Origin of the sequence: Pseudomonas sp. TWI923, assembly GCF_039673365.1 — a bacterium.
In the GTDB taxonomy this organism is placed as follows: domain Bacteria; phylum Pseudomonadota; class Gammaproteobacteria; order Pseudomonadales; family Pseudomonadaceae; genus Aquipseudomonas; species Aquipseudomonas sichuanensis.
On the sequence record NZ_JBDJLM010000005.1, the window covers coordinates 54471 to 64835 of the forward strand.

The 10365-nt window shown below is 57.3% G+C and carries 17 protein-coding genes; 13 read left to right on the forward strand and 4 right to left on the reverse strand.

Features of this window, described 5'->3' with window-relative positions:
- Positions 1-22 precede the first annotated feature (22 nt).
- Together ABE459_RS03895 and ABE459_RS03900 are read left to right on the forward strand one after the other, a co-directional pair.
- Positions 23-1099: a nucleoid-associated protein gene (locus ABE459_RS03895; protein WP_346647955.1), complete on the forward strand. Its 1077-nt coding sequence runs from the start codon at positions 23-25 to the stop codon at positions 1097-1099.
- Positions 1099-2064, forward strand: a complete 966-nt coding sequence (locus ABE459_RS03900) for a RelA/SpoT domain-containing protein (RefSeq protein ID WP_346647956.1) — start codon at positions 1099-1101, stop codon at positions 2062-2064. Before ABE459_RS03895 ends, ABE459_RS03900 begins: the two co-directional genes overlap by 1 nt.
- A 14-nt stretch (positions 2065-2078) precedes the next feature.
- Here ABE459_RS03900 and ABE459_RS03905 read toward each other — a convergent pair whose 3' ends face one another.
- The gene (locus ABE459_RS03905) at positions 2079-2384 is read right to left on the reverse strand and encodes a DUF1654 domain-containing protein (protein WP_346647957.1); all 306 of its coding nucleotides are present in this window, start codon (positions 2382-2384) and stop codon (positions 2079-2081) included.
- A gap of 486 nt (positions 2385-2870) precedes the next feature.
- On the opposite strand from ABE459_RS03905, the gene ABE459_RS03910 reads away from it, so the two are divergent.
- The 7 genes from ABE459_RS03910 (at position 2871) to ABE459_RS03940 (ending at position 6388) form a co-directional block, all read left to right on the forward strand.
- Complete coding sequence (locus tag ABE459_RS03910; RefSeq protein ID WP_346647958.1) at positions 2871-3545, forward strand: polysaccharide lyase family 7 protein; 675 nt, start codon at positions 2871-2873, stop codon at positions 3543-3545.
- Between the two features lie 145 nt (positions 3546-3690).
- Positions 3691-4539, forward strand: a complete 849-nt coding sequence (locus tag ABE459_RS03915) for a ParB N-terminal domain-containing protein (protein ID WP_346647959.1) — start codon at positions 3691-3693, stop codon at positions 4537-4539.
- 3 nt (positions 4540-4542) lie between these two features.
- Positions 4543-4926: a helix-turn-helix transcriptional regulator gene (locus tag ABE459_RS03920; RefSeq protein ID WP_346647960.1), complete on the forward strand. Its 384-nt coding sequence runs from the start codon at positions 4543-4545 to the stop codon at positions 4924-4926.
- A 21-nt stretch (positions 4927-4947) separates the two neighbouring features.
- Complete coding sequence (locus ABE459_RS03925) at positions 4948-5286, forward strand: hypothetical protein (protein WP_346647961.1); 339 nt, start codon at positions 4948-4950, stop codon at positions 5284-5286.
- Positions 5283-5768, forward strand: a complete 486-nt coding sequence (locus ABE459_RS03930; RefSeq protein ID WP_346647962.1) for a single-stranded DNA-binding protein — start codon at positions 5283-5285, stop codon at positions 5766-5768. Before ABE459_RS03925 ends, ABE459_RS03930 begins: the two co-directional genes overlap by 4 nt.
- A gap of 2 nt (positions 5769-5770) precedes the next feature.
- Positions 5771-5938 carry a hypothetical protein gene (locus tag ABE459_RS03935; RefSeq protein ID WP_346647963.1) on the forward strand — a complete coding sequence of 56 codons (168 nt, stop codon included), beginning with the start codon at positions 5771-5773 and terminating at the stop codon, positions 5936-5938.
- Between the two features lie 81 nt (positions 5939-6019).
- Positions 6020-6388 carry a hypothetical protein gene (locus tag ABE459_RS03940; RefSeq protein WP_346647964.1) on the forward strand — a complete coding sequence of 123 codons (369 nt, stop codon included), beginning with the start codon at positions 6020-6022 and terminating at the stop codon, positions 6386-6388.
- Here the strand turns inward: ABE459_RS03940 and ABE459_RS03945 are convergent.
- Positions 6369-6863, reverse strand: coding sequence for a hypothetical protein (locus tag ABE459_RS03945; RefSeq protein ID WP_346647965.1), 495 nt, complete (start codon positions 6861-6863; stop codon positions 6369-6371). The two genes, ABE459_RS03940 and ABE459_RS03945, sit on opposite strands and share 20 nt — an antisense overlap.
- A gap of 111 nt (positions 6864-6974) precedes the next feature.
- Between ABE459_RS03945 and ABE459_RS03950 the strand changes: the two genes are divergently transcribed.
- Both ABE459_RS03950 and ABE459_RS03955 read left to right on the forward strand, forming a co-directional pair.
- Positions 6975-7526 carry a hypothetical protein gene (locus ABE459_RS03950; RefSeq protein WP_346647966.1) on the forward strand — a complete coding sequence of 184 codons (552 nt, stop codon included), beginning with the start codon at positions 6975-6977 and terminating at the stop codon, positions 7524-7526.
- A 175-nt stretch (positions 7527-7701) separates the two neighbouring features.
- Positions 7702-8115, forward strand: coding sequence for a hypothetical protein (locus tag ABE459_RS03955; RefSeq protein ID WP_346647967.1), 414 nt, complete (start codon positions 7702-7704; stop codon positions 8113-8115).
- A gap of 25 nt (positions 8116-8140) precedes the next feature.
- Here ABE459_RS03955 and ABE459_RS03960 read toward each other — a convergent pair whose 3' ends face one another.
- The gene (locus tag ABE459_RS03960) at positions 8141-8371 is read right to left on the reverse strand and encodes a hypothetical protein (RefSeq protein ID WP_346647968.1); all 231 of its coding nucleotides are present in this window, start codon (positions 8369-8371) and stop codon (positions 8141-8143) included.
- Positions 8372-8473: 102 nt separating this feature from the next.
- On the opposite strand from ABE459_RS03960, the gene ABE459_RS03965 reads away from it, so the two are divergent.
- On the forward strand, positions 8474-9112 hold the full coding sequence (locus ABE459_RS03965; protein WP_346647969.1) for a hypothetical protein: 639 nt from the start codon (positions 8474-8476) through the stop codon (positions 9110-9112).
- Between the two features lie 42 nt (positions 9113-9154).
- Here the strand turns inward: ABE459_RS03965 and ABE459_RS03970 are convergent, their stop codons facing one another.
- A complete protein-coding gene (locus tag ABE459_RS03970; protein WP_346647970.1) occupies positions 9155-9823 on the reverse strand; it encodes a hypothetical protein in 669 nt (222 codons plus the stop codon).
- A 281-nt stretch (positions 9824-10104) separates the two neighbouring features.
- Here ABE459_RS03970 and ABE459_RS03975 point away from each other — a divergent pair, with 281 nt between their 5' ends.
- Positions 10105-10353: a hypothetical protein gene (locus ABE459_RS03975; protein WP_346647971.1), complete on the forward strand. Its 249-nt coding sequence runs from the start codon at positions 10105-10107 to the stop codon at positions 10351-10353.
- The last annotated feature ends 12 nt before the right edge of the window (positions 10354-10365 follow it).

The following is a 10365-nucleotide window of genomic DNA, read 5'->3' on the forward strand; positions in this document are numbered from 1 at the left end:
CTTAGCCGACAGTTAGGACGCCATGGATAAATTCATTTTTGAGGCGCTATCAATAGAGAGAATGATTGCGCATACAATCTTCCCCCGAACCAAGGAAGGCGTGCTAGTACCGCCCCAGCTGTCCGAGGAAGTAATCACTCTCGATGTTGACTCTAAAGACTTGCTCCAGGTGCGCATAACCGATGCACTGGGGAGCAACTCGCACGGGATTGAGATCAACGCAGAAAAAACCGATGCGTCATCTTTCATGCAGAAATCTGCAGAAGCTCTTAGGGCCGACGAAGCGCGCTTCATCGAACTTTCGAGAGTAATCGCTGAGGATCTGGCGGATGCGCAGACCAATCCTAAGTGGCCGGGTGGTGTTCTAATTGTCCTGTCCGGCCGTGTTGGCAATAACCAACACCCCTTCCTTGCGGCGATTAAAGCAGAGACAGACAAAGGCTTTAATATCGTTGAAGTAAACGGGTCCGTTAGCTTAACCCTCATAAAAAAGATGCTGCTCTCCCAAACCCAGCGCCTTTACAAGATAGGGGTCAGTGTTGAGATTTCCTATGCCGCGCCCGTAGCAGGCACTCATCAGCCCGAAAACTACAGGTTCTTCCTGTTTGACCACCTGCTCACGACAACCGAAACAAAAGCAGCCGCAGCGTATTTCTACAACGCTTTCCTTGGCATGAACATCCTCAAATCCTCAAAGTTCCAGACCAGAAAATTCTACGAAGAAACAAAGACCTATATTTCAGGCTTGGCTCTTGACCAGCCGGCAAAAAGCGAACTACTTGAGGCGTTGCGCTCCGAGCTTAGAAGCAACAAAGGAACTATGTCCGTTCCAGCTTTCGCCGAGGAGCACTTGCCGGCCGATTCAAGACAAAACTACATCGCCACCATGACTGCAAAGGGGCTTCCAGATACAGCCATGGTGAAGGACCTTGCATACATCAAAGCCAAACTTCGAAGACCCCGTAGAGTAGATTTCAGCACGGGTGTAAAAATACAAGTACCTGCCGATTTAAATTTCCAGGACCACGTGCAGACGTTGCGACAGGAAGGCGGATACACAGACGTCCGCATCAAAGGCGTGGTGGAGAGTCAAGAGTAATGAACATCGAGCAGTTCAAAGATTATCTTTTGGCTGCTCAGCCCAGCCTCAAGTTATGGGGGAGTTTCGTAGAAAAGAACGTCAAGAAGATATCTAAAGATAACGGCATAAACCTGCAGATACTTTCATCCAGAGTGAAAGAGATCGACTCAGCAATAGGCAAACTATCGCGAAAATCGTATGCCAATCCTCTGAAAGACATGACCGACTTGGTCGGGGTCCGAGCTGTCTGTCTCTTATCGCCTGATGTAGAAAAATTATGCCAAGCGATGATGCTGCCCGCTTGGGTTATACAAATATCCAGGGACACATCCAAGGAGTACGAGGAAGCACCGGATAAATTTGGCTATCAGTCCCATCACTTCGAGATACGCCCTAAAAGTGACTTAACAATTGCGGGCACTACGATCACCGCCGATACATGTTGCGAGTTGCAGATCAGAACACTGATGCAGCACGCCTATGCTGAGGTGGTTCACGATAGTATTTATAAAAGCTCTTGGAAAGTGCCTAGCCGCGCGGTAAGATTTGTATCAAGCAGTGCTGCATTAATCGAAACGGCGGACCATCTTTTTTGTGAAACCATGAACATTTTAGAGTCTGAATCGAAAGTCCGAGGCGAGCTACTTGAGGAGCTCACGGACATCTACGACTCCAAGGTGGGAATTTCTAAGTTTAAAGATCAAAAGTTTAACATGCTTGTTCTTGATCAGCTATCCGGCGTTATCCACCAAGACACACCGGATAAGATTCGCCACCTTCTAAATGAGCGCAGTTTTATTCAAGAAAAGGTGAAGGCTCGTCTAGACTCCAACGCCTTCTGGTCCCAGCCTGTATCGATACTTGCATATCTCTTAGCTGTCGAGCACCCTTCTTCGCTTAAAGAGCTCTGGCCCTACGCAGAGTCAGAAGACTCACTTGAACTTATCTATAGCGACTTAGGAAAAAAATACCATAATCATTAATTAGATCACGCCACTCAGAAAGGCGCCTCTTCCTCTTCATGCCGGACTACGTTAAGGTCCACTTCCCTCTCGATCACCCGATCTTCATCCGTCGGTGCATCCCACTGCAGGATCACTGATCCGTCGTCACAGAACGTCATGTCCAGGCCGTCTGTCTCTGATAGCAGCTCCATGATCGCGTCCCAGTCCTGATCTCTGTCCGTGTCCAACTGATGGATCAGAACCTTCCTCCCATACTGGGCAAGCGGCGAGTTGATCATCGCTGAAACCCTCAACCCCAGTTTCTCCAGACCAGTCAGCTCCTCGCGAGGCGCCGACATCGCGAATCCTTGTGCCGCTCCCATTCCCTACCTCCAATACTGTATATCCGTACAGATTACGGCGATCTTAGCGCGCTCGCTCGAAAAAATAATTAACCGCCGGTATTGACGTGAAAATTACCGCCGGTTAACTTTACCTCATCGCCGGATCGACACCGGCCAGCAACAAGGCAGCGAGCCGAACGCCTTCAAGTTCGGTACAGGGGCGCCTCACCCCGTGGCCAGCAGCGTAGATGGCCCTTGATCAAAGAGTGCTGACGGGTGGGATGCCATGCCATGGACTACTTCGCGGTCAGCTGTCGGGATCACAGATCCCCCGAGAAACCGATTTCACTGGCTGGCCTTGGCGACAGGGCCAGACGGGAAATCACCTGATTGCGAGCTACCTATCTCGCAACCGAAGAAGCTGCACGGTTAGACGGCCACTGAGCCGCAGTCCGGCCTGGACTGCCACCTTCACCCCTCCCACCAGCAGGAGAAGTGCCCATGACCGTAAACATCAACAACCTGACAATCACGACCCCCGTAGCTACTTCCTCCACAAACCCTGTAGCCCTTGAGCTCAGTGGCGCGCAAGCGATCGCACAGCTTCCGAACGTCGTGACTGTTCTGTCCGATGGTTCGGTCCAGCTCACGGCACCGACCAAGGGCGCCTCAAGCAAAAGCACTCACCGCACGCGGTGCGAGTGGAAAGAGCCGGTGTACTGGTCGCTCGCAAGCGCTGACGAGCACATCAGCCTGCAGGAGATGACGCTGACGAAGGTCAACTCCGCGCAGAAGGTCGTTATCGCGCAGCTTCATGTGAAGGATGACGACAGCCCGCCGGTAAAAGTCTTCTGGAGCAAAGGGAGCATCACTCTCGGCTTCCGCAAGACGTTCAATCAGGTGAGCCCGGTGAACACCACGCTCCTCAAAGGTGTGCCGCTCGGTTCAAGGTTCAAGGTCACCATTCGGGTACTGGCCTCCGGCGCTTTGACCGTGACCGCCGAGTGCAATGGTGACGCAGAGTCGTCCGGCCGACTGGACCTGGATAGCTCCTGGCGCTCGTCGCTGCTGAACTTCCATGGCGGCGTGTACAACCAGATCGACTACACCGGCACGACTCCAACAAGCGATGGCTCAGTCTGCATTCTGAGCAAACTCTCCCTTACCCACACGTAAACCTTGGCAGCCGAACAGCGGCCCGATCACCTGGTACTCCCCAGCACCAGGCTGCATCGGAGAGCCTTCCCGACCCTACACAAGCGTGTTCAGGGAGACAGGCGGGATCGGCTCTCCAATGCAGCCCCAACGGAAGTGAATTGCGATGAAGTCATTCAAGCAAATGATCAAGGATGGCGATGTGCGCCGCGCAGACGCCATGAAGGTGAAGCTCGAAGACCTCCATGAGGAACCCGGCTTCAACCTGCGCACCGAGGGTGAGGCTCTCGAAGCGAGCATCGACGCCTTGGCCGAATTCATCGCCAATGGCGGCCAGATCCCGGCCCTTGAAGTTCGCCCACGAGCTGAGGGTGGTGTGTGGGTCGTTGACGGCCACCGTCGTCGTCGGGCCATGCTCAAGCTCGACAAGGCAGGTCGCCTGCCACGCACACCCAACAAGGAAAACCCGAACATCCTCGAGGCCTGGGTGCCCGTTGTGGCATTCGAAGGCAGCGATGCCGACCGCGTGGCTCGGATCATCTCAAGCCAGGAGAACGAAAAGCTGTCCCCTCTTGAGCTGGCCGAGGGCTACAAGAGGTTGCGGGCTTTCGGGTGGTTCCCCGAGCAAATCGCAAAGAAGGTTGGCAGGACCCGACAGCACGTCGAGCAGGTGCTCACGGTTGGCAACGCGAACACCGATGTGCAGAACTTGGTTGCAGCTGGCCACGTGTCAGCCACGACAGCCGCTCAGGTTGTCCGCGAGCACGGCGACGGCGCAGGCAAGGTGCTGGGCGCTGAGCTTGAGAAGGCCCAGGCCATCGGCAAGAAGAAGGTGACGGCGGGCACGATGAAGGGTCCGGCGATCCCGAAGCCTCGACTTGAAGCCGTGCACACCGCCTCGCGCAATTTGATTGCGGCGCTGGACTCCATCGACGAAGACAGCCGATCCCTCACCATCCCTACCGCGCTTGTCCTTGAGCTGCGCAAAGCCCTGGACGGCGCCATACCGAGATAAATCATGGACACGATCACCTGCGGCTCATGGATTGGCCAGCTCGGCAAGGCGCTGGCTCCCCGCGAGCTGGAAGCGCTGCTTTGGGTGGCCCAAGGCTTGACCACCAAAGAAATAGCCCGGCAGATGGAAGTCACGCCGGGCACCGTGGCCAACCGCATCGAGGCGGCGCTCTTCAAGCTGGAGGCCGGCCGGCGCATCGAGGCGGTCACCAAAGCCATGCGACAGCAGATCATCAGCCCGCTGTGCATCGCCCTCGCCGGCCTGATCGCCATGCATGCGGTGATCGACGACAGCGACCCGCTTCGCCGCGATCGCCGAGCACCCGAGCGGCGCACCGCCCAAGTTCGCATTGTTCGCAAGGCTGAGGCCTTCGAATACCACGCCTGATTCCCAACGAGGACCATCACCATGCAAGTAGCCATCAAGCAGAGCCAGGACGGGCTGGAATCGCTTCGCCAAGAAGTGATCACCGCCACCGAGGCATTCCGCAGCAAGTCCCGCTTCTACGTCACGCAGCGCGGTACCGGCTGGGTCGTCGTGTCGTCCAGTGACAACCGCGTCTACGGCCGCAACACCGACTACCCGCAGGCAGTGCGTTATGCCCAAAGCCTGGAGCGCGCTATCGACGCAAAGGTGCTGCCTGTCGTGGCGATGGTGAAGGTTAAGCACATCGGTGAAATCGCGACGCGCTGGGTCACGCTGTTTGCGCTGCTGCTGATCGTGCTGGCCGGGGCGGCCTCGGCATGAGTCGCGGGGTAAACAAGGTCATTCTGGTCGGCACGCTCGGCCAGGACCCGGAGGTGCGCTACCTGCCCAACGGCAACGCCGTGACCAACATCAGCCTGGCCACCAGCGAGCAATGGACCGACAAGCGCTCGGGCGAAAAGGTGGAACGGACCGAGTGGCACCGCGTTGTGCTGTTCGGGAAGATCGCGGAGATCGCCGGCGAGTACGCCCGCAAGGGCTCGCAGATCTACATCGAAGGCAAGCTGCAGACCCGCGAGTGGGAGAAGGACGGCATCAAGCGCTACACCACTGAGGTGCACGTCGACATGCGCGGCACGATGCAGCTGCTCGGCAGCAAGCCACCGGGCCAGCAGGCAGGGCAGATGCCTGATCGGCAGCCCCGACAGCAGCGCCCGGCGCCCCAGCAGAGCCAGCAGTCAGCGCCGCCAGACTTCGACGACGACATACCGTTCGCCCCTCTTCACCACCTTGCGGGGGCATAGCCATGCACTGCCGCGAATCGATGGACCCTCTGACCGTCATCAAGTACGCCGCGATGATGGCCGCTTGCAGCAGGCAGCCATGGGCCGTCTACATGCAGCAGGGCAAAAGGCTGGTGGCCAACCCGTACCGGGGCAAGCAAACAGACCTGGTGGAGGTGTGCCGGCCATGAGCCGCATCACCGCACGCGTCCGGCACGGCCGGCGTCAGCAACACATCAATCTGCCGCCCAGCGGCTTGGGAGGTATCGGCCATGGCCGAGCAGAAGACCGGGGCGGCGAAGCACTCAGCGGACTACCGAGATCGGCAGAAGAAGAAAGCCGCGAAGCTTGGCATCGAGAAGGTGCACTTCAACATGCCGGAAGGGATCAAGACTGCCATGGCAGCCGAGATCGAGCGCCATGGCTACGACCAAGTGCAGGAACTCTGGCAGGACCTGGCCTTATCGTGGATTGCGCAGGAACCTGAAGAGCGGGCGCGCCGACTTGAACGGCCTGACGCGCCAGCTTTTTACATCTCGCCAAAACTAGCGCGTGAGTTTGAAGCGGCCAGTCAGGCCGAGATCCGAAGATATCCTGGCGACGAAATAGAGTATCCGAGCCTCAGCGCATCATCACCTTAACTTCGTAGCCTTTGCCGGTCGGCCAATCTTCACGGACCACCTCAACTACGCCCTTGCCTACCTTCTCAGATCCGTATTCCCCGCGTTTGATGAGTGACGCCACGGAATCTGGAAGACCGACCCCAAGAGCGCGCTGGGAGAGTTTTTTCGAGGCCGCGAGAAGCGCCGCTGTTGCCGAGGATGCATGGGATGGCTGGTTGTAGTTCAGAACCAGTTTGACTTCCATCGCGTAAGGGCCAGCTCCGGTGACGTAATAGGCGAGGTTATTTGCCAGGCCCGCTGAACTGCTGCCGATGTCCTTATAGTCACTGGCGCAACCTGACGATCCATCGCCGTAGTCTTCAACCCACTTCCGCCCTTTCAAGCCTGAATCCGCGAGCAGTGCACAAGCCTTTGAAGGCTCTGGGCTCAGGATTTCAGCGGACGCAGAGGTGGCAATGGCCAATGACGCGGCAATCAGAAAAAGCTTTTTCAAGACAGGCTCCCTGCCGGCCCCAATGCCGGTCACCCGTAATACCCCATCCCAAATCAAATTGCCACTATGCCGCATCCGGCCACGGAGGGCGGCGCATGCATGGAGAAAGCCATGAGCTACTTCTACAAGACCGACTCACCGAAAGTCCTGGCCGCCGTGCGCGCCTGGGATGAGAAGAAAGCCGCCTGGAGTGCCCAGCGCGAGAAGCTCGGCCAGGCATTCGGCGGCGCCGCCTCGCCGATGTTCAGCGGAACCCGCAGCTACGTCGGCGGGATCAAGCTCAGCGCCCATACCTCGCTGGATGTGCACTGGTGCCAGCCGGATCAGTATGGCTACCGCGCCCTGCGCACCTCGCCGAAACACGCCAAGGGTACCGACAAGGAGGCTCGGGCAAACGAGAAGTCCGAGCATCAGCGCCTTCGCGATCTGTGGGCCGAACACTGCCCGCCGAGCATCGACCAGGACGAGATGTGGACGGCAATCGGTGTGAACACCGGTGGCGTCTGGCTGGCCGGCGGCGTGTGCTTTGAACATGAGGGCAAGGCCTTCATGAACCTGGGCTGCCAGGCAGACAGCAAAGAGGTCGATGGCCTGGTCGAGATAGTGAGCAGCGAATACGAGGCAGCGCGTCAGCGCGTGCTGAACGCGCACAAGGCCGCCTGACCATCAAGAGCATGCCTGCCGCACCAACAAAAAAGGCACCTGCAATGCAGATGCCTTATGCCGGATTACGAGGGGAGAGGGCCCCTCACCGGCTCGGTGATTTAACCAAATTTGAAATCATATTGCCACCATTCCGCATCCGGCCACGGAGGGCGGCGCATGCATGGAGAAAGCCATGAGCAACTACAACTGCGACTACGTTCGCCGCACCTACAACGTCCCGGCAGAGGTCGGGCGTCGCGTCATCGCCAACGGCGAGCCAGGTGTGATCATGGCCGACCGTGGCCAGTACATCGGCGTCATCCTCGACAGCGACCCGAAGAAGCGCATCCGCAACTACCACCCGACCTGGGAGATGCAGTACGGCGAGATGGCCGAGACGCTTCCGCTCAAGCAGTGGGAAGTGCTCACCAACAGCATGTATGACTGGGATGACGTGAAGTACATGCTGGGCGATGCGCGCCACTATGTGCAGCGCGTGTGGGCAGCCACTCGCAGCCAGGCCAAGTACCGGGCCTATCAAGAGCTGGCCGAGTGCTTCAACGACGACGCTACTGCCATGCTGACCTTCAGAGTTCGCGCCGTTTGACCCTCTGGCTCTGCATGTCAGCGCCTCAGCTGTTTCCGTGATCGTTGCCGCTACGGATTTCCGACTGCGGGATTAAAGCAACTCTCCATGCCGGGAGCTTGCTGCAAACCTCAGGCGCGCGCTCGACCTCATTGGCGAAATAAGCAAGCCATGATCCATCCGGACGCGCAACCATCGCAGTCAAGTAGGTGCAGACCTGATCCATTGTTAGCCCCAGAGCTTTTGCGACGATCCGGTTCCGTTCCGCTATGTCCATCAACCGCTCCCTAACTCAGCCCCTCTGCTGACTGGGAATGAATAACTCATTCAAACGAATCACGCCACCCCGGCGAGGGCGGCACCTGCAATGGAGATTGCCATGAGCAGAAAGCCAAAAGCCGATCCTGTGTCACGCAAGGTGCTGGCCTACACCGTCGAAACCAACGACCCTGAAGAATCCACGATCCAGTTCGCCACATCGAACGCCGCGGCCAGGCGCCAAGGCGCGGATGAGATCGGTACTGACTTCGGCGCCGTATCGTGCCGACGCGCTCAGTGGGCCGACCAGTACGCCGGCCAGCGCTTCATCCCTGCCCAGGCCTACATCGACGCCGGCTGGTGGTTCGACTGCAACCACTGCGGCACCAAATGCGACAGCGATGCCAGTCGCTGGGACGAAGAAGCTGAAACCGATATCCCTCTGGACCTGGTGTTCGACGGGCGCGTCGTCTATTGCTCGGCGGAGTGCAAGGAAGGCCATGAAGCCGAAGTGGCTGCCCGCAATGCCAGGTTCGAAGGGTTCAAGGAGCGGGTGGTTGCTGCTCAGCCTGGCGTCACCTTCACCGAGTTCATCGGCGGCTACCCGCGCTGCGGCGACAGCGCGAGATTCACCTTCCCCGGCGCCCGGTACGGCGGCTCGGTCAGCGAAGCCGAGGATGGCCAGGGCCTGAAGTGGTACGTGGCCCAGGGCGACAAAGCCGCATGGGACTACTTCATCGCAGAACAAGCCATCGCCTGACCCTTTGGCACTGCTTACTACGGCCTTGGACTTCGTCTGTAATTATAACCTTCCATCGCTAGGCTGTTTCTTCCTTCTTTTTAATAGTCGAGGGAAAATTATCTTACTACTCATACCTAAGTCGTTTTTTGTATCTATCCACGCCTGCTCAAGCTCTCTCCGAAGAAGCGTACGATAATCCTTAACCTTGATTAGCGCCGGGCTTGCAGCTTCCTTATACTTAACTTGAATGGACACTCGAAGAGCTTCAGTGCCAGACGCTATCAAAGCGCGTGACTCATCATCATCTCGACTCAACAAAAGCTCGACCTTAGCCTTAAGCTGGGAGGCGCGTGAACAGGCCTCATAGTAATCTTCAGACTTTTTAAACCCCTGCTCCTTTGAGTTCATATTAATCAAATAGGTCAACAATCCGATTAGCTCAGCAGCAGTGTCTCTTAGCTCTGACATCCAATGATGGCGAAAATTACTAACATTACCTTTGATTTGGTTTTTCTGGACACTAACAGTAAGCCACGCCACAAGCAGTGCAACCACAACTCCCGCCCCAGCAGGAACCACTGTCGCCCAGTCCGTATCGGAGTCAACGTGCAAGTAAATAGGAGCCTCTTTGACACCGACCTCAACACTACCAATTTCTTGCCGATACAGCATGCCGGCATCGTATTTCAAGTCATTGGCATTAAGCTCAAAGTTCTTAGGCAGACTCACAAAGTACCCCAAATAAGAAACCTAATATGTAGCTGAAACTTAAAAGGACGCGCTTCATATCTTACACATTGCATAATGCAAGCACAATTTCACCTCAATGAACTAAGCCCCCCCGGCGAGGGCGGCGCCTACATGGAGTTCACCATGAGCACATTCGCAGTGTTCGGCATGACCGCGAGCGCAGCGCTTGCCGATGCCAGGAAGCAGACCAAGAACACCAGGCCCAGCGGCAAGGTGAATTGCCCCCCATAGAGCTGACGCTCACCGAATGGACTGAGGCAGTGCAGCGCAATGCCGACGCCATCATGGCCGGCGAGAAGGTGAAGCAGCTCAGCGCCCTCTTCGACACCCCGCAGCATGCTCAGCAGTTCATCGAGCTGGCCAAGCGCGCCGGCGCATGCCGCGACCTGCGCATCCGCTGCAAGGCCGCCCTGCTCGACGAGAAGGGCCGCACGATCATCAGCCCCAAGACCAAGATGCCCGTTATCGGATGGGCGGACTGGAAGCCTGAGATCCACAAAGCCGCATGACCCCCTAGCGCC

What these genes read in the sequence shown, in the direction of transcription:
- ABE459_RS03895 (WP_346647955.1), top strand. Translation starts at nt 23, where the DNA reads ATGGATAAATTCATTTTTGAGGCGCTATCAATAGAGAGAATGATTGCG.
- ABE459_RS03900 (WP_346647956.1), top strand. Translation starts at nt 1,099, where the DNA reads ATGAACATCGAGCAGTTCAAAGATTATCTTTTGGCTGCTCAGCCCAGC.
- ABE459_RS03905 (WP_346647957.1), bottom strand. Translation starts at nt 2,384, where the DNA reads ATGTCGGCGCCTCGCGAGGAGCTGACTGGTCTGGAGAAACTGGGGTTG.
- ABE459_RS03910 (WP_346647958.1), top strand. Translation starts at nt 2,871, where the DNA reads ATGACCGTAAACATCAACAACCTGACAATCACGACCCCCGTAGCTACT.
- ABE459_RS03915 (WP_346647959.1), top strand. Translation starts at nt 3,691, where the DNA reads ATGAAGTCATTCAAGCAAATGATCAAGGATGGCGATGTGCGCCGCGCA.
- ABE459_RS03920 (WP_346647960.1), top strand. Translation starts at nt 4,543, where the DNA reads ATGGACACGATCACCTGCGGCTCATGGATTGGCCAGCTCGGCAAGGCG.
- ABE459_RS03925 (WP_346647961.1), top strand. Translation starts at nt 4,948, where the DNA reads ATGCAAGTAGCCATCAAGCAGAGCCAGGACGGGCTGGAATCGCTTCGC.
- ABE459_RS03930 (WP_346647962.1), top strand. Translation starts at nt 5,283, where the DNA reads ATGAGTCGCGGGGTAAACAAGGTCATTCTGGTCGGCACGCTCGGCCAG.
- ABE459_RS03935 (WP_346647963.1), top strand. Translation starts at nt 5,771, where the DNA reads ATGCACTGCCGCGAATCGATGGACCCTCTGACCGTCATCAAGTACGCC.
- ABE459_RS03940 (WP_346647964.1), top strand. Translation starts at nt 6,020, where the DNA reads ATGGCCGAGCAGAAGACCGGGGCGGCGAAGCACTCAGCGGACTACCGA.
- ABE459_RS03950 (WP_346647966.1), top strand. Translation starts at nt 6,975, where the DNA reads ATGAGCTACTTCTACAAGACCGACTCACCGAAAGTCCTGGCCGCCGTG.
- ABE459_RS03955 (WP_346647967.1), top strand. Translation starts at nt 7,702, where the DNA reads ATGAGCAACTACAACTGCGACTACGTTCGCCGCACCTACAACGTCCCG.
- ABE459_RS03960 (WP_346647968.1), bottom strand. Translation starts at nt 8,371, where the DNA reads ATGGACATAGCGGAACGGAACCGGATCGTCGCAAAAGCTCTGGGGCTA.
- ABE459_RS03965 (WP_346647969.1), top strand. Translation starts at nt 8,474, where the DNA reads ATGAGCAGAAAGCCAAAAGCCGATCCTGTGTCACGCAAGGTGCTGGCC.